Source organism: Streptomyces sp. P13-3-3 (assembly GCF_050571355.1).
Lineage (GTDB): Bacteria > Actinomycetota > Actinomycetes > Streptomycetales > Streptomycetaceae > Streptomyces > Streptomyces althioticus.
In genome coordinates this window covers 2,091,092-2,115,754 of the sequence record NZ_CP192228.1, presented here as the reverse complement: position 1 = coordinate 2,115,754, position 24,663 = coordinate 2,091,092, and the positions used below count along the sequence as shown (strand labels likewise).

22 protein-coding genes and 1 riboswitch are annotated in these 24,663 nt (G+C 74.2%); of the genes, 11 read left to right on the top strand and 11 right to left on the bottom strand.

The features are described 5' to 3' along the window. Positions 1–25 precede the first annotated feature (25 nt). From amaP to ACQZOG_RS09515, 5 genes are read right to left on the bottom strand one after another with little or no spacing between them, the layout of a single operon-like run. Positions 26–610 (bottom strand): alkaline shock response membrane anchor protein AmaP, encoded by a 585-nt coding sequence (gene amaP / locus ACQZOG_RS09535; protein ID WP_033275624.1) that lies wholly within the window; start codon positions 608–610, stop codon positions 26–28. Beyond that, on the bottom strand, positions 607–1,233 hold the full coding sequence (locus ACQZOG_RS09530) for a DUF6286 domain-containing protein (RefSeq protein ID WP_033275625.1): 627 nt from the start codon (positions 1,231–1,233) through the stop codon (positions 607–609). Before ACQZOG_RS09530 ends, amaP begins: the two co-directional genes overlap by 4 nt. Next, positions 1,230–1,613 (bottom strand): Asp23/Gls24 family envelope stress response protein, encoded by a 384-nt coding sequence (locus ACQZOG_RS09525; protein ID WP_033275626.1) that lies wholly within the window; start codon positions 1,611–1,613, stop codon positions 1,230–1,232. Before ACQZOG_RS09525 ends, ACQZOG_RS09530 begins: the two co-directional genes overlap by 4 nt. After that, positions 1,610–1,795: a hypothetical protein gene (locus ACQZOG_RS09520; RefSeq protein ID WP_026243403.1), complete on the bottom strand. Its 186-nt coding sequence runs from the start codon at positions 1,793–1,795 to the stop codon at positions 1,610–1,612. The genes ACQZOG_RS09525 and ACQZOG_RS09520 overlap by 4 nt, the downstream gene beginning before the upstream one ends. Before the next feature lie 25 nt (positions 1,796–1,820). Further along, the gene (locus ACQZOG_RS09515; RefSeq protein ID WP_078493138.1) at positions 1,821–2,321 is read right to left on the bottom strand and encodes an Asp23/Gls24 family envelope stress response protein; all 501 of its coding nucleotides are present in this window, start codon (positions 2,319–2,321) and stop codon (positions 1,821–1,823) included. Between the two features lie 131 nt (positions 2,322–2,452). Here ACQZOG_RS09515 and ACQZOG_RS09510 point away from each other — a divergent pair, with 131 nt between their 5' ends. Beyond that, complete coding sequence (locus tag ACQZOG_RS09510) at positions 2,453–3,595, top strand: hypothetical protein (RefSeq protein WP_430741436.1); 1,143 nt, start codon at positions 2,453–2,455, stop codon at positions 3,593–3,595. A 31-nt stretch (positions 3,596–3,626) separates the two neighbouring features. Here ACQZOG_RS09510 and ACQZOG_RS09505 read toward each other — a convergent pair whose 3' ends face one another. The 3 genes from ACQZOG_RS09505 to ACQZOG_RS09495 form a co-directional block, all read right to left on the bottom strand. Next, complete coding sequence (locus tag ACQZOG_RS09505) at positions 3,627–4,430, bottom strand: enoyl-CoA hydratase/isomerase family protein (protein WP_430741435.1); 804 nt, start codon at positions 4,428–4,430, stop codon at positions 3,627–3,629. Positions 4,431–4,536: 106 nt separating this feature from the next. Next, positions 4,537–4,758, bottom strand: a complete 222-nt coding sequence (locus ACQZOG_RS09500) for a helix-turn-helix domain-containing protein (RefSeq protein ID WP_029385158.1) — start codon at positions 4,756–4,758, stop codon at positions 4,537–4,539. Positions 4,759–5,129: 371 nt separating this feature from the next. Next, complete coding sequence (locus tag ACQZOG_RS09495; protein ID WP_033275630.1) at positions 5,130–6,728, bottom strand: ABC-F family ATP-binding cassette domain-containing protein; 1,599 nt, start codon at positions 6,726–6,728, stop codon at positions 5,130–5,132. Positions 6,729–6,963: 235 nt separating this feature from the next. Here ACQZOG_RS09495 and ACQZOG_RS09490 point away from each other — a divergent pair, with 235 nt between their 5' ends. Beyond that, positions 6,964–7,389 (top strand): VOC family protein, encoded by a 426-nt coding sequence (locus tag ACQZOG_RS09490; RefSeq protein WP_093552919.1) that lies wholly within the window; start codon positions 6,964–6,966, stop codon positions 7,387–7,389. A 474-nt stretch (positions 7,390–7,863) separates the two neighbouring features. On the opposite strand, the gene ACQZOG_RS09485 is transcribed toward ACQZOG_RS09490, so the two are convergent. The 3 genes from ACQZOG_RS09485 to ACQZOG_RS09475 form a co-directional block, all read right to left on the bottom strand. Continuing rightward, positions 7,864–9,288 (bottom strand): hypothetical protein, encoded by a 1,425-nt coding sequence (locus ACQZOG_RS09485; protein WP_193468695.1) that lies wholly within the window; start codon positions 9,286–9,288, stop codon positions 7,864–7,866. A gap of 202 nt (positions 9,289–9,490) precedes the next feature. Continuing rightward, the gene (locus tag ACQZOG_RS09480; RefSeq protein WP_430741434.1) at positions 9,491–10,618 is read right to left on the bottom strand and encodes an alpha/beta hydrolase; all 1,128 of its coding nucleotides are present in this window, start codon (positions 10,616–10,618) and stop codon (positions 9,491–9,493) included. A gap of 276 nt (positions 10,619–10,894) precedes the next feature. Continuing rightward, on the bottom strand, positions 10,895–11,626 hold the full coding sequence (locus tag ACQZOG_RS09475; protein ID WP_033275633.1) for a class II aldolase/adducin family protein: 732 nt from the start codon (positions 11,624–11,626) through the stop codon (positions 10,895–10,897). 155 nt (positions 11,627–11,781) lie between these two features. Here ACQZOG_RS09475 and ACQZOG_RS09470 point away from each other — a divergent pair, with 155 nt between their 5' ends. From ACQZOG_RS09470 to cobI, 9 genes are all read left to right on the top strand, one after another. Further along, positions 11,782–13,041 (top strand): inorganic phosphate transporter, encoded by a 1,260-nt coding sequence (locus ACQZOG_RS09470; protein ID WP_033275634.1) that lies wholly within the window; start codon positions 11,782–11,784, stop codon positions 13,039–13,041. Between the two features lie 28 nt (positions 13,042–13,069). After that, a complete protein-coding gene (locus ACQZOG_RS09465) occupies positions 13,070–13,291 on the top strand; it encodes a hypothetical protein (RefSeq protein ID WP_033275635.1) in 222 nt (73 codons plus the stop codon). 205 nt (positions 13,292–13,496) lie between these two features. After that, a riboswitch (cobalamin riboswitch) is annotated at positions 13,497–13,613 on the top strand. A 119-nt stretch (positions 13,614–13,732) separates the two neighbouring features. Further along, complete coding sequence (locus ACQZOG_RS09460) at positions 13,733–14,674, top strand: cobalamin biosynthesis protein (protein WP_033275636.1); 942 nt, start codon at positions 13,733–13,735, stop codon at positions 14,672–14,674. Next, positions 14,671–16,206 carry a cobyric acid synthase gene (locus tag ACQZOG_RS09455; RefSeq protein WP_033275637.1) on the top strand — a complete coding sequence of 512 codons (1,536 nt, stop codon included), beginning with the start codon at positions 14,671–14,673 and terminating at the stop codon, positions 16,204–16,206. Before ACQZOG_RS09460 ends, ACQZOG_RS09455 begins: the two co-directional genes overlap by 4 nt. Continuing rightward, positions 16,203–19,868: a cobaltochelatase subunit CobN gene (gene cobN, locus ACQZOG_RS09450; RefSeq protein WP_193468690.1), complete on the top strand. Its 3,666-nt coding sequence runs from the start codon at positions 16,203–16,205 to the stop codon at positions 19,866–19,868. Before ACQZOG_RS09455 ends, cobN begins: the two co-directional genes overlap by 4 nt. Then, positions 19,865–21,856 (top strand): putative cobaltochelatase, encoded by a 1,992-nt coding sequence (locus ACQZOG_RS09445; protein ID WP_430741433.1) that lies wholly within the window; start codon positions 19,865–19,867, stop codon positions 21,854–21,856. Before cobN ends, ACQZOG_RS09445 begins: the two co-directional genes overlap by 4 nt. Further along, entirely contained in the window at positions 21,856–22,455 is a 600-nt protein-coding gene (cobO, locus tag ACQZOG_RS09440) for a cob(I)yrinic acid a,c-diamide adenosyltransferase (protein WP_037638897.1), read from the top strand. Before ACQZOG_RS09445 ends, cobO begins: the two co-directional genes overlap by 1 nt. Then, a complete protein-coding gene (locus ACQZOG_RS09435) occupies positions 22,449–23,918 on the top strand; it encodes a cobyrinate a,c-diamide synthase (RefSeq protein WP_430741432.1) in 1,470 nt (489 codons plus the stop codon). Before cobO ends, ACQZOG_RS09435 begins: the two co-directional genes overlap by 7 nt. Beyond that, complete coding sequence (gene cobI / locus ACQZOG_RS09430) at positions 23,915–24,646, top strand: precorrin-2 C(20)-methyltransferase (protein ID WP_261674845.1); 732 nt, start codon at positions 23,915–23,917, stop codon at positions 24,644–24,646. Before ACQZOG_RS09435 ends, cobI begins: the two co-directional genes overlap by 4 nt. Positions 24,647–24,663: the final 17 nt, after the last annotated feature.

Here is a 24,663-nt window from a genome sequence, read left to right as displayed (position 1 = left end):
CCGTGTCAGGTGACCTCCGGCCGTGTCAGGTGACGCGTTCCGGGCGGTGTTTCACCGCCCGGAGGCGGACCTCCGACGGGAGGGCCGGGAGGGTCGTGGCGGTGCGGGCGTGGGTCAGGGGGCCCGCGGTGAAGGTGTCCAGCGCCGTGCCCGGGTCCACGTGGGGTTCGAGGAGGAGCAGCACGCGGGTGCGTGGGGTGCCCCGGCGGCCGGTGAGCAGGACGCGGGCCTCGGCGACGCCGTCCTGACGGTTCGCGTCCTCGGCCAGCGCGCGCTCCAGGGCGCGGCCCCGCAGCGCCGCGACCTCGCCGTCACCGGTGTCGACCACGACCTCCGACACGCGTCGGCGCCGGAGGACGGAGACCAGCCACCACAGGCAGAGCAGGACCACCACAGCGAGCGCGGCGATCACCACCGGCCACCACCAGCCCTGGTCCCGCCACCGGGTCCGCTCGGAGTCGTCGAGCAGCACGTCGTGGCGTCCGTCGTGCAGCCACCAGGAGGGTGCGGGCGCGCCCAGGCCGATCGCCAGCACCGAGCCGCCCAGCACGAAGAGCACCAGCCCGGCGAGGGCGAGCAGCACACGGTTGACGGTCGTGCTCACGGTCACCGCCCCTTCCGGCCGGGCCGCCGTACGCGCAGCGTCAGCGGGGAAGGACGGGCCAGGCCCAACCCGCGGATCGCCCCTTCCAGCACGGCGGTCAGGTCCTCGCGTACGTCGTCCAGGTCGCGGAAGTGCGACACCGCCCGCACGTCCGTCCTCCTCCGCTTCACGGCCACCCGCACCGCCTGCACGCCGGCCACCTCGAGCGCCCGGTCGCGCAGCACCGTCGCGGCTGCGTCCCGGTCGAGCCCGGCGCGGACGTCGGGGTGGACGCGGCGCATCGTCAGCACCGACCGCAGGCCCGGGGTGAGCGCCAGCACCAGAAGCCACAGGCCCAGCGCGGCGGCGACGGCCGCCCCGGTCAGCACCCACACGTCGTCGAGTTGCCGCTCGGCCAGCTGACGGGCGAGATCGTGCCGCCAGCTCATCCCCGGCCGGTGGGCGCGTACCGCCGCGATGTCGTAGAGGAACGCGCCCGCGATCACCAGCGCCACCAGTGCGAGCAGACCCGCCGGGACGCGGCGGGGCGACCAGAAGCGCCGGCGGCCGCCGCTCGCGCCGCCCATGGTGGCACCGCTCTCCGCGGACGGCGTCGACGGACCGGCCGTCGTGTCCGGCGTCCCGTTCATGGCAGCCTCCCGCCCACCGTGTCGGGGCGGGCGGCCAGATGCAGCCGCTCCACCTCCACGACGACCTCCGGTACGGACATCCCCGCGAGGTCACGCACCCGGTCGACGATCCGTCGCCGCACCCGCGCGCAGCGGCCGCCGATGTCGCCGGGGTAGTCGAGTTCGACGTGCACGCGCACGCGTGCGCTGCCGTGCCGGACGACGACGCTCGCGTGCGGCGGCTCGGCGTCCCGCGGCAGCACGCCGAGAGCCTCACGCGCCGCCTGGGACGCGATCTTCGCGACGACCCGGTCGGCGATCGTGGTCTCCCCGCGTTCCCCCGCAGGGACGGTCCGCGGGTCTCCGCCGAGCTCCACGGCCCCCGCGCCCACCCCCGTCACCGCCGCCGTTCGTCACGGGGACGGAAGAAGTCGCCGAGGTCCAGGTCGCCCTCGAGCAACCGGCCGACCACGAAACCCACCGCGCCCAGGGCGGCCACCAGCAGGAACGCCCCGAATCCGCCGAAGTATCCGGCGAAGCCCAGCGCCATGCCGGCGATCATGCCGACTACGGCCATCCTCATGCCTCGCTCCTCCGCTCAGCGTGTCTCACTGCAGCCGGGTCTCGGGCTCGTCCTCCTCCTCGTCGGGCAGCTTCACGTCGCTCACCGCGATGTTGACCTCGACGACCTCGAGGCCGGTCATCCGCTCGACGGCCGCGATGACGTTCTCCCGAACGTCCTTGGCGACGTCGGCGATGGACACGCCGTAGTCGACGACGATCTCCAGGTCCAGCGCGGTCTGCACCTCGCCGACCTCGGCCTTCACCCCGCGCGTCGCCGACTTCGAACTCGACCCGCCGGGGACCCGTTCGCGCATGGCGCCGAAGGTGCGGGAGATGCCGCTGCCCATGGCGTGCACGCCCACCACGTCCCGCGCGGCCAGACCGGCGATCTTCTCGACGACGCCGTCGGCGATGGTCGTACGGCCACGGCCCGCCGGGTCGCCGCCGCCGCGCCGCGTGCTCTGCCCTCGGCGCGCACCGGAGTCGCCGAGCGTCTTGTCGGTTTCAGGAGCCCGTACCGAGCCGCCTTCGGTCATATCGGTCATCGCCATACATCCCTTCGGTCGTCCTCCTTGAACCACCGTATGCGCGGTTGCCCTGATTCGCTCCGGAGATACGGCAGGCTGGAGGAATGACGGCGGACCGGTGGACGCGAATGGTGCGGCAACAGGTGGGGATGGGCAGGCTCCTGCCGCTGGGCGGGCCGTACGACGGGGCGTGGATCGCGGAACGGGCGGCGAGCGGGGTGCTGCGCGGCGCGGCGGAACGGGAGGTGCCGGAGGTACGCCTGAACGGGGTCCGGATCGGCCTCGCCGACCCCGACGCGGCCGCCGAGCCGGCGGTACCGGCCCCGCCGAGCGCCCTCCCCCCGGGCCCCTTGCGGCTCACGGCGGAGTTCGCGGCCACGGCGGCATGGCCCCTCCCGGAAACGGCGTCCCGCCTGCGGACGTCCCTGGCGGTCACGGCGACGGAACGGCTCGGCCTGGACCTGACGGAGGTGGACCTCCGGGTCACGGAACTGCTGGACGAGCAGCCGACGACAGCCTCGCCCGGGGCGGCCAAGCCGACCCGGGCACCGGAGCCGAGCCGGGCGCCGTACCCCACCGGGGCGGAGCCATCGGGGGCTCCGGACCCGACCGGGGCGGACCTGATCGGGGCGCCGGACCCGACCGGGGCGGCGGCCACGCCAGACGGTCCGGGCACGCCGGGGGACGCGGTCGGCCCAGGGAGAGCGGCCACACCGACGGAAACGGGCACGCCCGGAGCAGCGGACTCGCCTACGGAGTCGAGCACGGCCGCAACGGACACACCCGGAGACGGGGGCACACCCGAGGACAGGGGCACGCCCGCAGCAGCAGGCGGGCCCAGCGGCGCGAGTACGGCGGAGGCGGCGGACAGGTCCGCGGGTTCGGAGACGTCCGGCGCGGGGCGGATGGCCAGGACCGTGGGCGGCGCGGTGGGCGAGTCCGGATTCGCGGGGGCGCCCGGCGCGGCACAGGGCGCCGGCGGTGGGGCCCCGCACGCGTTCCCGGCGATGGACGACGCCGGTGGTGACGGCTCCGAGGACGAGCGGGTCGGCGCTGTGGTGTCGGGGGTGGCCGGGGTGGCCCGGCTGACGGGGTCGTGGGGGCGTCCCGTGCGGATCGGCGAGCAGGCGCCGGGGGCCGGGGCCGCGCTTCCCCGCCGCCATGTGCGCGTGGACCTCGCCGTCGCCGCGGGCTTCCGCCCGCTGGAGGTCGCACGCGCCGTGCGGGCCGCCGTGGCGGAGGCGCTGGCGGACCGGCCGACGGTGGCCGTCCTGGTCACCGACCTGGACTGACCCGGCGCCGTCGGCCGGTCAGGCCGCCGGACTACTCGCCGAGCCCGGCCAGGTCGCGCAGGCGACGGGCCTGGGCCGCCCGCTCGGCGCCCCGCTGCTCGTCGTAGGTGCGCCCCTGGGCGCCCCGCAGCAGCGCCTTCGTCTCGATGACGGCGTCGCGCGGAGCGGCCAGCAGCGCCGCCGCGAGGTCCCGCACCGCCCCGTCGAGCTCGGCGCCGGGCACGGCGAGGTTGGCCAGGCCGATGTTCACCGACTCCTCGGCCGTGACGAACCGCCCGGTCGCGCAGATCTCCAGCGCGCAGGCGTAGCCGACGAGGCCGACGAGGGGGTGCGTACCGGCGAGGTCGGGCACCAGGCCGAGGCTGGTCTCACGCATGGCGAACTGCACGTCGTCCGCGACGACGCGCAGGTCACAGGCGAGGGCCAGCTGGAACCCGGCCCCGATGGCGTGTCCCTGCACGGCGGCGATGGACACGATGTCGTTGCGCCGCCACCAGGTGAACGCGTCCTGGTAGCCGGCGATGGCGGCGTCCAGCGCGGCGTCGTCGCTGCGCGCCAGGTCGACGAACGACGGCTCACCCGGGATTCCCTCGGGCGAGAGCATCTGCCGGTCGAGCCCGGCGGAGAACGACTTGCCCTCCCCGCGCAGCACCACGACCCGGACGGATCCCGGCAGCAGCTGACCCGCCTCGGTCAGCGCCCGCCACAGAGCGGGGCTCTGCGCGTTGCGCTTGGCCGGGTTGGTCAGCGTCACCGTGGCGATCGCGTCGTCGACGGTGAGCCGTACGCCGTCCTTGTCGAGTACCGGACCGAGGTCCTGGGGGGACGAAGCCATGGGGCGCCTCCGATGGGTGCGGTCGTCTAAGTGACTGCACAGTAACCACCCGGCCGGTCGGACGGCCGACCGGGTGGCCACCATCGGGTCTGCGGGGCCCCGGGGATCAGGCCGACGGAGCCTTCTTGCCCCGTGTCGCCCCGCCACGCCCTCGGAGCGTGACGCCCGATTCGCTCAGCATGCGGTGCACGAATCCGTACGAGCGGCCGGTCTCCTCGGCCAACGCGCGGATGCTCGCACCGGCGTCGTATTTCTTCTTCAGGTCTGCCGCGAGCTTGTCGCGCGCGGCGCCGGTCACCCGGCTGCCCTTCTTCAGAGTCTCGGCCACCCGTGCCTCCTCATGGGAAGTGCGCTCTGGTCTCCTCATGATCACCCCTCCCGGGCCCGATGGCCACCCATTCGGCAAGGTCGATAAGACAACCTTGTGACGACGGGAGCGTGTCCCCACATCCGGAATGAGGAATTCCAAGCGGCTTCGGCGCGACCGCCGAACGGGTTTCTCCAGGAATGCGCAGGTCAGAAAGGAGCGACGGCCGAACCCCCGTTCCGAGAGGGTCCGGCCGCGAAATCCGTGTAGGACACACCTCAGGATGAGGAGATCTCACACGATTGATGGATCACCGATGGGCCGAATGATCCATACGCAGTGGATCACGCTTTCGATCAAACACCGCTGACCCGGTCGCCGGGCCCAGCCGGTCAGGCGAGCGCGACCAGGTCCGCGTAGTCGGAGCCCCACAGGTCCTCGACGCCGTCCGGCAGCAGGATGATCCGCTCCGGCTGCAGCGCCTCGACGGCGCCCTCGTCGTGGGTGACGAGGACGACCGCGCCCTTGTAGGTGCGCAGCGCGCCGAGGATCTCCTCACGGCTGGCCGGGTCGAGGTTGTTGGTGGGCTCGTCGAGCAGCAGGACGTTCGCCGAGGAGACGACGAGGGTCGCCAGCGCGAGACGGGTCTTCTCACCGCCGGAGAGGACCCCGGCCGGCTTGTCGACGTCGTCGCCGGAGAACAGGAACGAGCCGAGCACCTTGCGGACCTCGACGAGGTCCAGGTCCGGCGCGGCCGAGCGCATGTTCTCCAGGACCGTGCGGTCCGGGTCGAGCGTCTCGTGCTCCTGCGCGTAGTAGCCGAGCTTGAGGCCGTGACCGGGGACGACGGCACCCGTGTCGGGCTGCTCGACGCCTGCGAGGAGCCTCAGCAGGGTGGTCTTGCCGGCGCCGTTCAGCCCCAGGATCACGACCCGGGAGCCCTTGTCGATCGCCAGGTCGACGTCGGTGAAGATCTCCAGCGAGCCGTACGACTTCGACAGGCCCTCCGCCATCAGCGGGGTCTTGCCGCAGGGGGCGGGCTCGGGGAAGCGCAGCTTGGCGACCTTGTCGGACTGGCGCGCGTCCTCCAGACCGGCGAGCAGCTTCTCCGCGCGGCGGGCCATGTTCTGCGCGGCGACCGTCTTCGTCGCCTTGGCGCGCATCTTGTCGGCCTGGGCGTTGAGCGCGGCGGCCTTCTTCTCGGCGTTCTGCCGCTCGCGGCGGCGGCGCTTCTCGTCGGCCTCGCGCTGCTGCTGGTAGAGCTTCCAGCCCATGTTGTAGACGTCGATCGCGGCGCGGTTGGCGTCCAGGTAGAACACCTTGTTGACGACCGTCTCGACCAGGTCGACGTCGTGGGAGATCACGATGAAGCCGCCGCGGTAGGTCTTCAGGTAGTCCCGCAGCCAGACGATCGAGTCGGCGTCGAGGTGGTTCGTCGGCTCGTCGAGGAGCAGGGTGTCCGCGTCGGAGAACAGGATGCGGGCGAGCTCCACGCGGCGGCGCTGACCGCCGGAGAGGGTGTGCAGCGGCTGGCCGAGCACCCGGTCGGGGAGGTTCAGCGCGGCGGCGATGGTGGCGGCCTCGGCCTCGGCGGCATACCCGCCCTTGGTGAGGAACTCGGTCTCCTGACGCTCGTACTGCTTCAGCGCCTTCTCGCGCGTGGCGCCCTGGCCGTTGGCGATCCGCTGCTCGTTCTCGCGCATCTTGCGGATCAGTACGTCGAGGCCGCGGGCGGACAGGATGCGGTCGCGGGCGAGGACGTCGAGGTCGCCGGTGCGGGGGTCCTGGGGCAGGTAGCCGACCTCGCCGGAGCGGGTGACCGTGCCGGCGGCGGGCATGCCCTGGCCGGCGAGGACCTTGGTGAGGGTGGTCTTCCCCGCGCCGTTGCGGCCGACGAGGCCGATGCGGTCGCCCTTGGCGACGCGGAACGTGGCGCTTTCGATGAGGATGCGGGCACCGGCGCGCAGCTCGATGCCGGAGGCGGAGATCACGGACAGACTCCAGGGCAGGTGTGGTTGGCGGTGGGCGGCTGAGGGCGTTCCCGCCGTCTAATGCGCGAGGAGAATGGCCATGCGGGCCATTCTAACGGGGCGGGGCAAGCGGTTTTCCGCGCGCGGATTCGCTCCACGCGGGTGTCGGTGGCCGGTGTCACACTGGCCACTGACGGGACACACCGATGCATCCCGGTGCACTCCGGTGCACTCCGGGCACGAGGAAGTGGTCACGATGGCAGGCACGGGCAAGGGCGGCGGCAGCTCGCGGCCGGGGGTCGTCCCCACGCTGCTGTACGCGGACGCGAAGGCGGCGATCCGGCAGCTGACGGAAGGCCTCGGCTTCACGGAGGTGACGGTGTACGAGGGGGAGGACGGCACGGTGGAGCACGCCGAACTGGCCCAGGGGAACGGGATGGTGATGCTGGGGTCCAAGGGGCGTGGGGGTGTGTTCGACGCGGCGATGAAGGGCGCGGGTCCCGCGGGGGTGTATGTCGTCGTGGACGACGTCGACGCGCATCATCGGCGGGCGGTGGAGCAGGGGGTGGAGGTGCTGATGCCGCCGACCGACCAGGACTACGGGTCGCGGGACTACATGGCCCGTGACCTGGAGGGCAACGTGTGGAGCTTCGGTACGTACGCCCCGGAGGCGGGCGCCTGATTCCACGGGCCCCGCGACCCCCGGGCGCGCGGGCGCGCAGCCGTGCCTGAACCTCCCGCGCCGCGGAGGTGCCGCTGCGCCCACCCGTGCCGCCCCAGCGGCACGAATGCCCGCAACTGGGCCGAGGCCCGCGGGACCGTCACCGCCGCCGTTGCGGGCAGCGGAGGCGGGCACCTGATCCCACGGAACCCCGTGACCCCCGGCGCACAGGCGTGCCCGGACCTGCCGCGCCGCGGAGGTGCCGCTGCGCCCACCCGTGCCGCCCCAAGCGGCACGAATGCCCGCAACTGGGCCGAGGCCCGCGGGACCGTCACCGCCGCCGTTGCGGGCAGCGGAGACGGGCACCTGATCCCACGGAACCCCGCGACCCCCGGCGCACAGGCGTGCCCGGACCTGCCGCGCCGCGGAGGTGCCGCTGCGCCCACCCGTGCCGCCCCAAGCGGCACGACTGCCCGCAGCCGGGCCGCGCCGCGTCTAACCCCCCTTGTGGACCTGGAACGCCGCTCTTCGGACCGCCTTCGCGAAGGCGGGGTCCGGGTGGGCCGCGGCCAGGGCGACCAGGACCTGGACCGTGCGGGGGTGCCCCACCGCGCGGACCTCGGTCAGGAGGGCCGGCACCGTGGGCTGGACCGCCGTCTCCAGGTGGCGCAGCAGCAGCGGCGCCTCACCGTGGTCCGCGACCGCCGCCGCCGTGTCCACCCACAGCCACGTCGCCTCCTCCCGTGTGAGCACCTCGTGCGCGTCCTCGGGGTCCGCCCCGTCGTGCTCGGCGAGCCACAGCAGGGCGTACGGCCGCAGCGCGGGCTCGTCGAGGGCGGCGCGCACCTCAGGCTCGGCGGGGGCGCCGACCACTCGCAGCGCCTCGAAGGCGAGACCGCGCAGCAGCGCGTCCTCCCCCCGCGCGGCGGCGATCAGCTCGGTGACGGCGCTGCCGACCGGCCGGGCGGCGAGCCAGGCGCGGTACTCGGCGCGGGCCGCGGCCGGACGCAGTCGCGCGCACCCGCGCAGCATGTCCTCCGCGCCCTGCTCGATGTTGCCCGCCGGGCTCTGCGCGGCGACGCAGATCTGCTCGAGCTTGACCCACACCGCCCAGCTGCCGAGCGGCGTGAGGGTGGCCTGGCCGTCGCCGTAGGTGAGCGCACCGACGGAGGCGAGGGCGCGCAGCGCCCAGTCGAGGAGCGGCTGCAGCGGGGCGTCCGCGGCGGGCGCGGGGCGCGGCTCCGGGGCGACGGCGGGGGCGTCGGGCGCCTCGGGCCGCGGCCCGTAGTCCACCTCGCAGCGCTCCGTGCGCAGTTCGGTGACCCGCTGCTCCAGCAGGTCGAGCAGCTGGGGCACGGGCACCGGCCCGGCGGACAGCTGGAGGAAGGACAGCACCTGCGGCATGGCCGTCACCACCTCGGCGACGGCGGCGGGCTCGTGGTCCTCGGGTTCGGGGCTGGCGAGCGACCAGGCGTCGCAGAGGGCGACCCAGCCGCGCAGCACGGCGCTGTCGTCGCGGTCCCAGGCGCGCAGCCGCCAGCCGGGACGGGCGCTGTCGCCGTGCACCTCGATGAGACCGGCCAGCCGGGCGGTGTCCCAGTCGGCGCGGACCTGATCGGCGGTCAGGCCGAGGGCGTCGGCGGCCCGGCGGGCGGTCGCGTCGGACAGGGTGGCCTTGCCGTCGGCGGTGGCGCTGTCGCCGCCGGGGCCCAGGGCGCGGTCCGCCCAGCGGGCCACGCGGGCGGCCGCGGCCAGGACGGAGCGTGCCATTCCGGCCAGCTCGGCCGGTGCGGGCGTGCCCTCCGGGGGGCGTGGCGCGGGGCGGCGCACACGCCGCTGCTCGATCGCGGCGGGGGCGGCGGCCAGGGGTCGCGGGCGGACGAGTCGAAGCCTGGAGTCGCGCGGGATACGGGACGTCACGGGTGCAGTCTTCCGGTTGACGGTCCGAAAACCCAAACGGAATGCCGGGGGACGCCTCGACGACCGGCACCGTCCCGGCCCGGACGGTGCCGGAGGGGCCCGATCAAGCCAATGGTCCGGCCCTAAACGGAATCCCCCGCACCGCCCGCTCCGGCACCCGTCGGGAGGTCCCGCCCGGGTGCCCGCCGGGCGGTGCGCGGGCTCACATCAACGGCACGAGGAACCTCCGCAGCGACTCCTCGTACGCGGCCGGGTCGGCGTTCCACATCGCGGCGTGCGGGGCGCCCCTGACGGTCTGGAGGGTGACCGTGTTCGGATGGGCGGCGGCGAGGCGGCGGGAGAACCGCCAGGGGGCCACCGTGTCGTCGGGGCCGTGGAAGATCTGCGTCGGAATCGGGATGCCGTCCAGGCGCACCACGGCGGGCCGGTGGTCGCCGTACAGGCCGGTGCGGCCCTGGGCGGCGCGGACGGCGAGCGGCAGGAGCACGCCGGGGGTGCGGCGGGCGCCGGCGAGGGCGCGCAGGGTGGACTCCCAGTCGAGCACCGGGGAGTCCAGGAGCAGCCCGGCGACCCGTTCGCGCAGTTCCGAGCGGGCGGCGGCGCGCAGCGCCATGGTCGCGCCGGTGGAGAAGCCGTACAGGACCACCTTGCGGGCGCCGGAGTCGACCGCGTGCCGCAGCACGGCGTCGAGGTCGCGCCACTCGGTCTCGCCGAGGTGGTTGAGCCCGTCCGGGGAGCGGGGCGCCTCCGGGTCGCCCCGGTAGGCGGGGACGAGCACGGGGAACTGGTGGCGGTGGAGGGCACCGAGGACGTTGAGTACGTGTTCGCGGGTGGCGCCGAGGCCGTGCACGGCGATCACCCAGGTGTCCCGGTCGCCGGGCACGAACCACGCGGGCAGCGGCCCGAGTTCGCCGGGCACGTCGAGCACGGTGTGGTCGACGCCGAGCGCGGTGCCGGGGTCGCCGACGTGGACGTTCGGGGTGAAACGGGCCCGGTCGCCGGGTTCGGGCGTCCCGTAGGTGACGCGTTCGAGGCGGCGTACGACGGTGTCGGCGGAGTGGGCCGTGCCGTCCAGGACGGGTCCCACGACGGCGTGGAAACGCTCGCCGAGGAGGCCGTAGCGGCCGGGCCGCAGGGCGGCGAGGTCACGCGTGAGACTGACCTGGCCGGCGGCGGTGGCGTGGACGGTGAGCCCGGGCTCGGTGGGCAGGGGCCGGCCCGAGGGGATCCTCAGGGCGGCGTCGCTGGCGAACCGGCCGGCGGCCACCGCGGCGGCACCGGCCCCTATCACGGCGGTGACGGCTGCTGCCGTCGCAGTCACAGTGCGCACGCCTCCCAGTGTCGGGTCCGGACGCGGACCCGGCCAGTGGACACATGGCCGGGAAGCCGCCCGGACGCGGTCGGCCTCACGGCCGCGTCGACGGAAGGGGTTCCCGGCGGGCCCGTCCTGACACCCGGGAGCCGGGAGCCGGCGGTGGCCGGACGGACGCACCTCACGTCCGGCCCGCGGACGCCGGAAGCCGGAAGCCGTCGGGACGGCAAACCGCTTTGTCGACATGACGTCACGGGGCGCCCTGTCAGGCCGCCGCCGGGCCGCCGGAACTCCTCACCCGCGCTGCCCGTACCCCCGCAGCCGCTCCCCCGCCTCCGCGAGCTGCTCCCGGCTCAGCAGCGCCGGGGTCAGGCCCGGCACCGAGGAGGCCGTGAGCCAGACGCGGCACATCCACTCGAGCTGGGCCGTGCGGTCGTACGCCTGGTCGAGGGTGGCGCCGTGGGTGAGGGTCCCGTGGTTGCGCATCAGGCAGCCGGTGCGGCCGTCGAGGGCGCGCAGGGCGTTCCCGGCCAGCTCCGGCGTGCCGTAGGCGGCGTACGCGGCCACGCGGACGGGGCCGCCGAGGGCCGCGGTCATGTAGTGGATCGCCGGGAGCTCGTCGACGAGCGTGGAGACGGCGGTGGCGTGCACGGCGTGCGTGTGGACGACGGCGCGCGCGTCGGTCGTCCGGTGGACGGCCAGGTGAAGGGGCAGCTCGCTGGTCGGGACCAGCGAGCCGAGCACCTGCCGGCCTTCGAGGTCCACGCCCGTCACGTCGGCCGGGGTGAGCCGGTCGTACGGGACGCCGGACGGGGTCACGAGGACGGTGCCGCCGACCCGTACGGAGACGTTGCCCGAGGTGCCGACGACCAGGCCGTCGGCGACGGTCCGGCGGGCCGTCGCGACCAGCTCGGCCCAGGCGTCGGCCACCTCTCCGCACGGCCCCGTGGAGCCCTCACCGCGCGTACCCGTGACGCCACGCACGGCGCCCTCCGCTTCCTGCTCTGTCCCGTCCGGTTCGGCCATGTGGAGATCCTGCCAGGAGCCCAGGCAACCTGGCCCGCACGGCGGAGCGCGCACCCCCTCTTACGGTCACCGCGATGCCCGTTCCAGTTCATCTTCCGTTCACCCCGGTTACCTACGTTCGACCAGCCAATGACCTCGAACGATTGCCTGGGTAAATGGAAAGCTTCTCGCTGATCCTCGCGATTGTGGTGGTAACCGCACTCGCGTTCGATTTCACGAACGGTTTCCACGACACCGCGAACGCGATGGCAACGACCATTTCGACCGGTGCGCTCAAGCCCAAGGTCGCGGTGGCCATGTCCGCCGTGCTGAACCTTGTCGGCGCTTTTCTCTCGGTGGAGGTCGCCAACACGATCTCCAAGGGCCTCGTCGACGAGGCCGGCATCCGTCCCGAGGTCATCTTCGCCGCGTTGGTCGGCGCGATCCTCTGGAATCTCCTCACCTGGCTGGTCGGCCTGCCGTCCAGTTCGTCGCACGCCCTCATGGGCGGTCTGATCGGCGCCACGGTCGCCTCCGCCGGCTTCGGGGCGGTCCACGGCGACGTGCTGGTCACCAAGGTCCTGCTTCCCGCGATCGCCGCCCCGCTGGTGGCCGGCATCGCCGCGATGTTCGCGACCCGGCTCACCTACCGCATGGGCCGCGGCGCCGACACCAAGGCCTCCGAGAAGGGCTACCGCGCGGGACAGATCGCCTCGGCGGGCCTGGTCTCCCTGGCCCACGGCACCAACGACGCCCAGAAGACGATGGGCATCATCACCCTCGCCCTGGTCGCGGGCGGCGCGGTCGCCCCCGACTCCGACCCGCCGATGTGGGTCATCCTCTCCGCGGGTCTCGCCATCGCCCTCGGCACCTACCTGGGCGGCTGGCGCATCATCCGCACCATGGGCAAGGGCCTGACCGACCTCCAGCCGCAGCAGGGCTTCGCCGCCCAGACCAGCGCCGCGACGGTCATCCTGGCCTCCTCGCACCTGGGCTTCTCGCTCTCCACGACGCACTCCGTGTCCGGTTCCGTCATGGGCGCCGGCCTCGGCCGCAAGGGCGGCGTGGTCCGCTGGTCCACGGCCACCCGGATGTTCGTCGCCTGGGGCCTGACCCTGCCGGCCGCCGCCCTGGTCGCGGCGATCGCCGAGTGGGTGTGCGGCTTCGGCAGCTGGGGCACCGCCGTCGTGGCCGTGTTCCTCGTCGCCTCCAGCGCGGCCATCTGGAAGATCTCCCGGCGCGAGGTCGTCGACCACACCAACGTCAACGACCACGACACCCCCGAGGCCCCGGCCGAGGAGCCCGCCGGTGTGGTGACCCAGGCGATCGCCGCCGTGACCCCGCCGCCGGCCGGCCCCTCCGAGGAGCTCTCGGCCACCATCCCGGCACCGGCCACCGCCGACCCGCAGGCCCCGTCGGCCGCCTCGACCGTCTGACCGCGTCCGGCACGAAGGAAGAAGCAGCATGAAGATCGACTGGGCGGCCCTCGGCTCCGTGTTCGGCGTCAGCCTCGTGGTCACCGTGGCCCTGGTGGCCCTGTTCACCCTCGGCATCTCCGGTCTGTCCCGCCGCGAGCGGGCCACCGCCGAGGGCCGGTCCGCGGCCCTCGCCGTCACCGGCGCCTACGCCTGCTTCGCCGCGTGCGCGGCGGCCGTGGGCTACGGCATCTACCTGATCATGGCCTGACCACAGGGCCGCACGCGTGAGCGGGCGGGGCGGGAGCAGCGGCTCCCGTCCCGCCCGCTGCCATGTCCGCGCGTCCGTGCGCCGGGTCCGCGCCTCCACGCGCCGTTCCCGCCGTTCACCCACGTGAGCCCCTCTGTGGGCCTCGGCACACTTCAGCCCCGCAGGTCAATGGCAAGTTGACGGCCCTTCCGGGGGCATGGTGGACTGCCTCCGCCAATACGGCGGCAGGAGAGGAAGCCGGTGCGAATCCGGCGCGGTCCCGCCACTGTCACCGGGGTGCGCCCCGGGAGCCAGGAACTCTCGCCGCCGGTCTCGTCGAACCAGGGCGTGGACACCCTGAGTGAGGACATATCGCCATGCGCGGCAGCCTGTCGAGGTCGATCAGCGACACCCCACCCCCCTTCGGGGCCGTGACCTCCGGATCCGTCACCGGCTGAACCCATGGGTGCCGATCGCGTGTTCGCGTACGGCGCCGCCGCCGGCCTCCTCGGCGACCTGCTGCTCGGCGATCCCCGCCGTGGGCATCCGGTCGCCGCTTTCGGGCGGGCCGCGGCTGCCGTGGAGCGGGTGCTGTGGCAGGACGACCGGGGCCGCGGGGCCGTGCACACCGCCGTGTGCGTCGGCGGCGCCGTCACGCTCGCCGGCCTGGCCGCCCGCGCCGTACGCCGTAGTCCCGCCGCTTCCGTCGCCCTGACCGGCGTCGCCACCTGGGCCGTCGTCGGCGGCACCTCGCTGGCCCGGGAGGCCCGGACCGTCGGGCGGGCGCTCGAGGCCGGGGACGTCGAGGCCGCGAGGGAGCGGCTGCCGCACCTGTGCGGCCGCGACCCGCAGGCGTTGGACGCCGACGGGATCGCCCGTGCCGTGGTGGAGTCCGTGGCCGAGAACACCTCCGACGCCGTGGTGGGCGCCCTCGTGTGGGGCGCGGTCGCCGGGGTGCCGGGTCTGGTGGGCTTCCGGGCCGTCAACACCCTGGACGCGATGGTGGGTCACAAGTCGCCCCGGTACCGCCGTTACGGCTGGGCGTCCGCCCGTCTCGACGACGTCGCCGGCTGGCCGGGGGCGCGTCTGACGGCCGTCCTCGCCGCGCTGAGCGGACCGGACCCGCGCGGGGCGGTACGAACCTGGCGCGCGGACGCGGGCAAGCACCCGAGCCCCAACGCCGGCCCCGTGGAGGCGTCCTTCGCGGGCGCGCTCGGCGTGCGGCTCGGCGGGACCCTCTCCTACGGCGGGCGGGTCGAGCACCGGCCCGTCCTCAACGGCGGCGGACGCGCCGTCGCCGTCACCGACATCGACCGGGCGGTGCGCCTGTCGCGGCGCGTGGGCTGGCTGGCGCTGGCGGCCGGGGTGGCCGCGCGGCGCGTGCTGAAGGGACGTGCCACGTGAGCGGTGGCGGACTGCTGGTCGCCGGGACCACCTCGGACGCCGGCAAGAGCGTGGTCACCGCCGGGATCTGCCGGTGGCTGGCGCGCCAGGGCGTGAAGGTCGCGCCGTTCAAGGCGCAGAACATGTCGCTGAACTCGTTCGTCACCCGCGAGGGCGCCGAGATCGGGCGCGCCCAGGCCATGCAGGCGCAGGCGTGCCGGGTGGAGCCGACGGCGCTGATGAACCCGGTGCTGCTGAAGCCGGGCGGCGACCGGTCCAGCCAGGTGGTGCTGATGGGCCGCCCGGTCGGCGAGATGAGCGCCCGCGGCTACCACGGCGGCCGCCAGGAGAGCCTCCTCGGCACGGTCCTGGACTGCCTGGAGCGGCTGCGGGACGCGTACGACGTGGTGATCTGCGAGGGCGCCGGGAGCCCTGCCGAGATCAACCTGCGCCGCACCGACATCGTCAACATGGGGATCGCGCGGGGCGCGCGACTGCCCGTGCTGGTCGTCGGGGACATCGACCGGGGCGGCGTCTTCGCGTCGTTCTTCGGCACGGTCGCCCTGCTCTCGCCCGAGGACCAGGAGCTGGTCGCCGGGTTCCTGGTGAACAAGTTCCGCGGGGACGTCTCGCTGCTGGAGCCGGGTCTGGAGATGCTGCACGGCCTGACCGGGCGGCGGACGTACGGCGTGCTGCCGTTCCGGCACGGGCTGGGCATCGACGAGGAGGACGGGCTGCGCGTCTCGTTGCGCGGGGCGGTGCGGGAGTCCGCCGTGGCGCCCCCGGCCGGTGAGGAGGTGCTGCGGGTCGCGGTGTGCGCGGTGCCGCTGATGTCCAACTTCACCGACGTGGACGCGCTGGCCGCCGAACCGGGCGTCGTGGTGCGGTTCGTGGACCGGCCGGACGAACTCGCCGACGCCGACCTCGTGGTCGTGCCCGGCACCCGCGGCACCGTGAAGGCGCTGCGCTGGCTGCGCGAGCGGGGGCTGGCGGACGCGCTGGTGCGGCGGGCCGCCGAGGGACGCCCGCTGCTCGGCATCTGCGGCGGTTTCCAGCTGCTCGGCGAGCACATCGAGGACGACGTGGAGAGCCGCGCGGGCCATGTGGACGGGCTCGGCGTGCTGCCCGTAAGGGTGCGGTTCGCCCGCGGGAAGACCCTGGCCCGCCCCGTCGGCGAGGCCCTCGGGGAGCGCGTCGAGGGCTACGAGATCCATCACGGGGTCGCCGAGGTACTGGGCGGCGACCCGTTCATCTCCGATGACCATGGACACAGCCTGGACGGCTGCCGGGTCGGCGGCACCTGGGGCACGCACTGGCACGGTGCGCTGGAGTCGGACGGGTTCCGGCGGGCGTTCCTGCGCGCGGTCGCCGATCGCGCGGGGCGCCGTTTCGTGCCGGCCCCCGGCACCTCCTTCGCCGCGCTGCGCGAGGAGCAGCTCGACCGGCTCGGCGACCTGATCGAACAGCACGCGGACACCGACGCGCTGTGGCGGCTCATCGAGTCCGGCGCGCCACGAGGACTGCCCTTCATTCCACCGGGAGCGCCCGCATGAGCACTGTGTTGTTGTTGTCGACCGCCGACACGGACCTGCTGGCGGCCCGGGCCTCCGGCGCCGGCTACCGGATCGGCAACCCCACCCGCGTCGACGTCGCGGAGGAACTGCCCGCACTGCTCGACGGCGCCGACCTGGCGGTGGTGCGGCTGCTGGGCGGCAAGCGCGCGTGGGAGGACGGACTGGCCGCGCTGAAGGCGTCCGGCGTCCCCGCGGTGCTGCTCGGCGGCGAGAGCGTGCCCGACGCGGAGCTGATGGCCGAGTCGAGCGTCCCGGCGGGCGTGGTGGCCGAGGCGCTGCGCTACCTCGTCGAGGGCGGCCCGGACAACCTCGCCGAGCTGGCCCGGTTCCTGTCGGACACCGTGCTGCTGACCGGCGAGGGCTTCGAACAGCCGCGCAGGATGCCGGAGTTCGGGGTGCACGGCTCGCGTACGGCCGCGTCGGGGCGTCCGACGGTCGGGGTGCTCTTCTACCGCGCCCACGAACTCAGCGGCAACACCGCCTTCGTGGACACCCTGTGCGACGCGATCGAGGCGCGCGGCGCCAACGCCCTGCCGGTGTACTGCGGTTCGCTGCGCGGTGCGGACCCCGCGCTGTACGAGCTGCTGGGCCGGGCGGACGCGCTCGTCGCCACCGTGCTCGCGGCCGGCGGCACCCACGCCTCGCAGGCGTCGGCGGGCGGCGAGGAGGAGGCCTGGGACGTCGGCGCGCTCGCCGAGCTGGACGTACCGGTGCTGCAAGGGCTGTGTCTGACGACCTCCCGCGCGGCCTGGGAGGAGTCCGACGCGGCCCTCTCCCCCATGGACGCGGCCATGCAGGTCGCCATCCCCGAGTTCGACGGCCGGCTGATCACCGTCCCGTTCTCCTTCAAGGAGCAGGGCGCGGACGACGTCCCGGTGTACGTCGCCGACCCCGGGCGGGCCGCGCGGGTCGCCGGGATCGCCGTACGGCACGCGGCGCTGCGGCACAAGCCGAACGCGGAGAAGAAGCTGGCGCTGGTCTTCACCGCGTACCCGACGAAGCACTCGCGGGTCGGCAACGCGGTCGGTCTCGACACGCCCGCGTCGGCGGTGCGCGTGCTGGACGCGCTGCGGGACGCCGGGTACGCCGTCGAGGGCCACCCGTCCGAGGGCGACGAGCTGATCCACCGGCTGATCGAGGCGGGCGGGCACGACGTCGAATGGCTCACGGAGGACCAGCTGGCCGCCGCGCCGGCGCGGGTGCCGCTGGCCGACTACCGGGCCTGGTTCGCCACGCTGGAACCGGAGTTGAGGGACGCGATGACCGAGGCGTGGGGCGAGCCGCCGGGCTCCCTGTACGTCGACGGGGAGGACATCGTGCTGGCGTCCCTGAGGTTCGGGAACGTCGTCGTGATGATCCAGCCGCCGCGCGGCTTCGGGGAGAACCCCATCGCGATCTACCACGACCCCGACATGCCGCCGTCGCACCATTACCTGGCCGCCTACCGCTGGCTGGAGAACAGTTTCGGCGCCGACGCCGTCGTCCACATGGGCAAGCACGGCACGATGGAGTGGCTGCCGGGCAAGGGCCTCGGCCTGAGTGCGGGGTGCGCTCCGGACGCGGTGCTGGGCGACCTTCCGCTGGTCTACCCGTTCATCGTGAACGACCCCGGCGAGGGCACCCAGGCCAAGCGGCGCGGGCACGCCACGGTCGTCGACCACCTCGTGCCGCCGATGGCCCGCGCCGACACGTACGGCGATCTCGCCAAGCTGGAGCAGCTGCTCGACGAGTACGCGCTGGTCAGCGACCTGGACCCGACGAAGGCGCCGGCCGTGCGGGCGCAGATCTGGACGCTGGTGAAGGCCGCCGAGCTGCACCACGACCTGCACGTGGACGACCAGCCGGACGACGACGCGTTCGACGAGTTCGTCATGCACATCGACGGCTACCTGTGCGAGATCAAGGACGTGCAGATCCGCGACGGCCTGCACATCCTCGGCGGCGGGCCGGCCGGCGAGCCGCGTGTGAACCTGGTGCTGGCCGTGCTGCGCGCCTCGCAGGTGTGGGGCGGGCGGGCGAACGCCCTGCCGGGGCTGCGGGCCTGCCTGGCCGCGCACTTCGGGCTGGTGGAGAAGGAGCTGCTGGCCGAGCCGGGCGCGCCCGTGAAGGTGCCGGTGGAGCTGACGGACCTGGTGGACGGCCCGTCGCGTACGGCCGCCGACGCGATCGACCTGCTGGAGCAGCTGTGCCGGCGGCTCGCGGAGGGCATGGAGGAGCGGGCCTGGGCGGCGGGCGCGGTGCCGGGCCTGGTGCGGGAGGTGCTGGGCGTCGAACTCCCGGAAGCGGTCGACGTGTTGCGGTTCGCGTGCGAGGAGGTCGTGCCACGGCTGGAGCGCACGACGGACGAGATCGGTCACATCCTGCGCGCGCTGGACGGCGGGTACGTCCCGGCGGGTCCGTCGGGGTCGCCGACGCGCGGGCTGGTCAACGTGCTCCCGACGGGCCGGAACTTCTACTCGGTCGACCCCAAGGCGATTCCCTCGCGCCTGAGCTGGGAGGTCGGGCAGTCGCTGGCGGACTCGCTGGTGCGGCGGTACCTGGAGGACACGGGCGCCTACCCGGAGTCCGTCGGCCTGACGGTGTGGGGCACGTCCGCGATGCGCACCCAGGGCGACGACATCGCCGAGATCCTGGCGCTGCTGGGCTGCCGCCCGGTGTGGGACGACGCGTCGCGGCGCGTGACCGGCTTCGAGATCGTGCCCCTGGAGGAGCTGGGACGGCCCCGCATCGACGTCACGGTCCGCATCTCCGGCTTCTTCCGGGACGCGTTCCCGCACGTGGTGGGGCTGATCGACGACGCGGTGCGGGCGGTGGCGGAGCTGGACGAGCCGGACGACTCCAACTACGTGCGGGCGCACGTCGAGGAGGACACGGCCGCGCACGGTGACCGGCGGCGGGCCACCGCGCGTGTCTTCGGCTCCAAGCCGGGGGCGTACGGGGCGGGGCTGCTGCCGCTGATCGACGCGCGGAACTGGCGCTCCGACGCCGACCTCGCCGAGGTGTACGCGGTGTGGGGCGGCTACGCCTACGGGCGCGGACTCGACGGGCGGGCGGCGCGCGGCGACATGGAGACGGCGTTCCGCCGGATCGCGGTCGCGGCGAAGAACGTGGACACGCGGGAGCACGATCTCGTCGACGCCGACGACTACTTCCAGTACCACGGCGGCATGGTCGCCATGGTCCGGCACCTGACGGGCTCGAGCCCCGAGGCGTACGTCGGCGACTCGGCGACCCCGGACCAGGTGAGGACGCGCACGCTGGGCGAGGAGACGCACCGGGTGTTCCGGGCGCGGGTGGTGAACCCGCGCTGGATGGCGGCCATGCGGCGGCACGGCTACAAGGGCGCCTTCGAGATGGCGGCCACCGTGGACTACCTGTTCGGGTACGACGCCACGGCCGGGGTCGTGGACGACTGGATGTACGAGAAGCTCGGCGCGGAGTACGTGTTCTCGCCGGAGAACCGCGACTTCATGAAGAAGTCCAACCCCTGGGCGTTGCGCGGCATCACGGAACGGCTCCTGGAGGCGGCGGACCGCGGGCTGTGGGCGGAGCCGGACGCCGACACCCTGGAACGGCTGCGCGCCACCTACCTGGAACTCGAGGGCGACCTCGAAGGCGACTCGGAGGGCGACGACCAGTGACCACCCCCTTTCCTTTCACGGCCGTCGTGGGCCAGGACGACCTGCGGCTCGCGCTGCTGCTGAACGCGGTGTCGCCGTCCGTCGGCGGTGTGCTGGTGCGCGGTGAGAAGGGCACCGCGAAGAGCACCGCCGTGCGTGCGCTGACCTCGCTGCTGCCGGAGGTCGCGGTGGTGCCCGGCTGCCGGTTCTCCTGCGACCCCGCCTCGCCCGACTCCGGGTGCCCGGACGGGCCGCACGACGGCGGGGGCGGCGGTGCGTCCCGTCCGGCGCGGATGGTGGAGCTGCCCGTCGGCGCCTCCGAGGACCGGCTGGTCGGCGCGCTCGACATCGAACGGGCGCTGGCCGAGGGCGTGAAGGCGTTCGAACCCGGTCTGCTGGCCGCCGCGCACCGGGGCATTCTGTACGTGGACGAGGTGAATCTCCTCCACGACCATCTGGTCGACCTGCTGCTGGACGCGGCGGCGATGGGCGCTTCGTACGTGGAGCGCGAGGGCGTGTCCGTGCGGCACGCGGCGCGGTTCCTGCTCGTCGGGACGATGAACCCGGAAGAGGGCGAGCTGCGGCCGCAGCTGCTCGACCGGTTCGGGCTGACCGTCGAGGTCTCCGCCTCCCGGGAGCCGGACCAGCGGGTCGAGGTCGTCCGGCGGCGGCTCGCGTACGACGACGATCCCGCCGGGTTCGCCGCACGGTGGGCCGACGAGGAGGCCGCCGTACAGCAGCGGATCGTCGGGGCGCGGGAGTTGCTGCCGTCGGTGCGGCTGGGGGACGGCGCGCTGCGGCAGATCGCGGCGACGTGCGCCGCGTTCGAGGTGGACGGCATGCGGGCCGACATCGTGATGGCGCGGACGGCGACCGCGCTGGCCGCGTGGGCCGGGCGGACGGACGTGCTGGCGGAGGACGTGCGGCAGGCCGCGCTGCTGGCCCTCCCCCACCGTCGGCGGCGCAATCCGTTCGACGCGCCGGGGCTGGACGAGGACAAGCTCGACGAGACGCTGGAGGAGTTCTCCGGGGACGACGACCCCGACCCGGACGGGGACGGCGGTGGCCCCGGCGGGGGCGGGGGCCGGCCGGAGCCGGACGAGGGGCCGGCGGGGGACGGCGCCGACGCCGCCCGTCCCGCGGAGGGTGAGGGCGAGCCCGCGCCCGGCGGGGCCGGGGAGCAGTCGCCCGTGCGGGCGGCCGAGCCCTTCCGCGCCAAGGTGCTGAGCGTCCCCGGGATCGGTGAGGGGGTCGCCGGGCGGCGGTCGCGGGCGCGGACCGAGCACGGGAGGACGACGGGTGCGCGCCGGCCTCAGGGGACCCTGACCAAGCTGCACCTGGCGGCGACCGTGCAGGCGGCGGCTCCGCACCAGCGGGCCCGGGGCCGGTCGGGACGCGGTCTCGTGGTGCGCCGGGACGATCTGCGGCAGGCGACCAGGGAGGGCCGCGAGGGGAACCTCGTGCTGTTCGTCGTGGACGCCTCGGGGTCGATGGCCGCGCGGCAGCGGATGAGCGCCGTCAAGGGTGCCGTGCTGTCGCTGCTGCTCGACGCCTACCAGCGGCGGGACAAGGTCGGCCTGGTGACCTTCCGCGGGTCGGCGGCGGACGTCGCGCTGCCGCCCACGTCGTCGGTGGACGCGGCGGCGGCCCGGCTGGAGTCGCTGCCGACCGGCGGGCGTACCCCGCTGGCGGCGGGACTGCTCAAGGCGCACGACGTGCTGCGGGTGGAGCGGCTGCGAGATCCCGCGCGGCGGGCGCTGGTCGTCGTGGTGACGGACGGGCGGGCCACGGGTGGCCCCGAGCCGGTCGCGATGGCGTCGCGGGCGGCGCGGCTGTTCGCGGCGGACGGCATCGCCTCCGTGGTCGTGGACTGCGAGTCGGGGCCGGTGCGGCTCGGTCTGGCCGGACGGCTCGCCGGTGAGCTGGGCGGGACCGCCGTGACGTTGGACGAGCTGCGGGCGGACAGCATCGCCGGGCTGGTGAAGGACGTGCAGAGGAGGGCCGCCTGATGCCGCAGGGGCAGCCGAGTGTCGTGCCCGACGACGGTCTGACGACACGGCAGCGGCGGAACCGGCCGCTCGTCGTCGTCCACACGGGCGTGGGCAAGGGGAAGTCGACCGCCGCGTTCGGGCTGGCGTTGCGCGCCTGGAACCAGGGGTGGCCGATCGGGGTGTTCCAGTTCGTCAAGTCGGCGAAGTGGAAGGTCGGCGAGGAGCGGGCGCTGCGGGTGCTCGGGGACTCCGGCGAGGGCGGGTCCGTCGCCTGGCACAAGATGGGCGAGGGCTGGTCCTGGGTGCAGCGCGACGCCCAGATGGACAACGAGGAGAAGGCCCGCGAGGGCTGGGAGCAGGTCAAGCGTGACCTGGCCGCCGAGACGTACCGGCTGTACGTGCTGGACGAGTTCGCCTACCCGATGCACTGGGGCTGGGTCGACACCGCCGAGGTGGTGTCCGTGCTGCGGGAGCGGCCCGGGACGCAGCATGTGGTGATCACGGGGCGCAACGCGCCGGCGGAGCTGGTCGACTGCGCCGATCTGGTGACCGACATGTCCAAGGTGAAGCATCCGATGGACGTCGGGCAGAAGGGGCAGAGGGGGATCGAGTGGTGACGGGGGCCGTGGGCTCCGTCGGGTCCGTTCCCCGGCTGGTCGTCGCCGCGCCCGCGTCGGGGAGCGGGAAGACCACCGTCGCCACGGGGCTGATGGCCGCGTGGTCCGCGCGCGGCATGGCCGTGTCGCCGCACAAGGTGGGGCCCGACTACATCGATCCCGGGTATCACGCGCTCGCCACGGGGCGGGTGGGGCGGAACCTCGACGCGTACCTGTGCGGGGCCGAGCTGGTGGCTCCCCTGTTCGCGCACGGCGCGCGGGGGTGCGACATCGCCGTCGTCGAGGGCGTGATGGGCCTGTTCGACGGGGCCTCCGGGGAGGGGGAGCTGGCGTCCACCGCGCAGGTGGCGAAGCTGCTGCGGGCGCCGGTGGTGCTGGTGGTCGACGCGTCGGCGCAAGCCCGGTCGGTGGCGGCGTTGGTGCACGGGTTCGTGAGCTTCGATCCGGAGGTCCGGGTCGGGGGCGTGATTCTCAACAAGGTCGCTTCGGACCGGCACGAGGCTGTGCTGCGGGAGGCGTTGGAGGCGACCGGGGTGCCTGTGCTGGGGGTGTTGCGACGGGGGGCGGTTGTCGAGACTCCGTCTCGGCATCTGGGGCTTGTGCCTGTGGCCGAGCGGGCGGCTGACGCCGTTGCCGCTGTGGAGGCGATGGGGGCGATGGTCGCGGAAGGGTGTGATCTGGCCGGGCTTGTCGCCCTCGCTTCCAGTGCGGGGCCTCTCGTCGGTGCGGCTTGGGATGCGGATGAGGCGCTTGTTTCTTCGCCCCCGCCGCCCCTTCCCGTCCCGTCCCTGGGGGCTGCGCCCCCAGACCCCCCTGTCGGCCCTGGCGGGCCTCGTCCTCAAACGCCGGACGGGCTGGAACGCGCTGTCGTCGCCCTCGCCGGCGGGGCCGCGTTCTCCTTCTCCTATGCCGAGCACGCCGAGTTGTTGACCGCCGCCGGGGCGGAGGTCGTGACCTTTGATCCGTTGCAGGACGAGGAGTTGCCCGAGGGGACTGCCGGGCTGGTCATCGGTGGGGGTTTTCCCGAGGTGTACGCCGCCGAGTTGTCCGCCAACGAACGGCTCAGGAAGGTCGTCGCCGCCCTGGCGGAGCGTGGCGCGCCCGTTGCCGCCGAGTGTGCCGGGCTGCTGTATCTGTGCCGGGAGTTGGACGGGATGCCCATGTGCGGCGTGCTGGACGCCTCCGCGCGGATGTCGGAGCGGCTGACGCTCGGGTACCGGGATGCCGTGGCCGTGAGTGACGGCGTGCTGGCCGTCGCGGGGACGCGGATGCGGGGGCACGAGTTCCATCGGACGGTCGTCGAGCCGGGGGCCGGGGCCTCTCCCGCCTGGGGGGTGCGTGTGCCCGAGCGGCGGGTCGAGGGGTTCGTCGAAGGCGGCGTGCACGCCAGTTATCTGCACACCCACTGGGCGTCGGCGCCCGGTGTCGCCCGTCGGTTCGTGGAGAGGTGCCGGACGTCATGAGCAGCAGGCTGACCGGGGTGGGCGTGGGGCCCGGGGACCCGGAACTGGTGACCGTCAAGGGGGTCGACGCGCTGCGGGCCGCCGAGGTCGTCGTCGTGCCCGTGATGGACACGGGTGAGCGGGGGCGTGCCGAGGCGACCGTGCTGCACTACGTGCCCGCGGAGAAAGTCGTCCGGGTGGTGTTCGCGCTGAACGAGCGGACGGACAGGAAGCGGCGGGAGGCCGCCTGGGACGCGGCCGGCGAGCGGGTCGCCCGGCTGCTGCGGGAGCGCGGCTCCGTCGCGTTCGCGACCATCGGGGATCCCAACGTCTATTCGACGTTCACCTATCTCGCGCAGACCGTCGGGGAGCTCGTGCCGGGGGTGGTGGTCGAGACCGTGCCCGGGATCACCGCCATGCAGGATCTCGCCGCCCGGTCCGGGGCCGTGCTGACCGAGGGGACCGAGCCGCTGACGCTGGTCCCGGTCACCGCCGGGAGCGCCGTGCTCAAGGAGGCCCTGGCCGGGCCCGGCACCGTCGTCGCGTACAAGTTCGGGCGGCGGGCCGCTGAGGTCGCGGAGGTGTTGCGGGAGACCGGGCGGCTCGACGACGCGGTGTGGGGGTCCGCGCTGGGGATGCCGGAGGAGTCCGTGCGGTCCGCGGCGGAGATGGACGGGACGCCGTTGCCGTATCTGTCGACGCTGATCGCGCCGCCCCGGCGTGCGGGCGGGCGGGGCGGGAAGCTGTGAGGCGGAACGGCGGGCGG

Bases quoted from the DNA above. Each gene is read 5' to 3' on its own strand.
- ACQZOG_RS09530 (WP_033275625.1), bottom strand. From the start codon at position 1,233: ATGAACGGGACGCCGGACACGACGGCCGGTCCGTCGACGCCGTCCGCG.
- ACQZOG_RS09520 (WP_026243403.1), bottom strand. From the start codon at position 1,795: ATGAGGATGGCCGTAGTCGGCATGATCGCCGGCATGGCGCTGGGCTTC.
- ACQZOG_RS09515 (WP_078493138.1), bottom strand. From the start codon at position 2,321: ATGACCGATATGACCGAAGGCGGCTCGGTACGGGCTCCTGAAACCGAC.
- ACQZOG_RS09510 (WP_430741436.1), top strand. From the start codon at position 2,453: ATGGGCAGGCTCCTGCCGCTGGGCGGGCCGTACGACGGGGCGTGGATC.
- ACQZOG_RS09505 (WP_430741435.1), bottom strand. From the start codon at position 4,430: ATGGCTTCGTCCCCCCAGGACCTCGGTCCGGTACTCGACAAGGACGGC.
- ACQZOG_RS09490 (WP_093552919.1), top strand. From the start codon at position 6,964: ATGGCAGGCACGGGCAAGGGCGGCGGCAGCTCGCGGCCGGGGGTCGTC.
- ACQZOG_RS09475 (WP_033275633.1), bottom strand. From the start codon at position 11,626: ATGGCCGAACCGGACGGGACAGAGCAGGAAGCGGAGGGCGCCGTGCGT.
- ACQZOG_RS09470 (WP_033275634.1), top strand. From the start codon at position 11,782: ATGGAAAGCTTCTCGCTGATCCTCGCGATTGTGGTGGTAACCGCACTC.
- ACQZOG_RS09465 (WP_033275635.1), top strand. From the start codon at position 13,070: ATGAAGATCGACTGGGCGGCCCTCGGCTCCGTGTTCGGCGTCAGCCTC.
- ACQZOG_RS09460 (WP_033275636.1), top strand. From the start codon at position 13,733: ATGGGTGCCGATCGCGTGTTCGCGTACGGCGCCGCCGCCGGCCTCCTC.
- cobN (WP_193468690.1), top strand. From the start codon at position 16,203: ATGAGCACTGTGTTGTTGTTGTCGACCGCCGACACGGACCTGCTGGCG.
- cobO (WP_037638897.1), top strand. From the start codon at position 21,856: ATGCCGCAGGGGCAGCCGAGTGTCGTGCCCGACGACGGTCTGACGACA.
- cobI (WP_261674845.1), top strand. From the start codon at position 23,915: ATGAGCAGCAGGCTGACCGGGGTGGGCGTGGGGCCCGGGGACCCGGAA.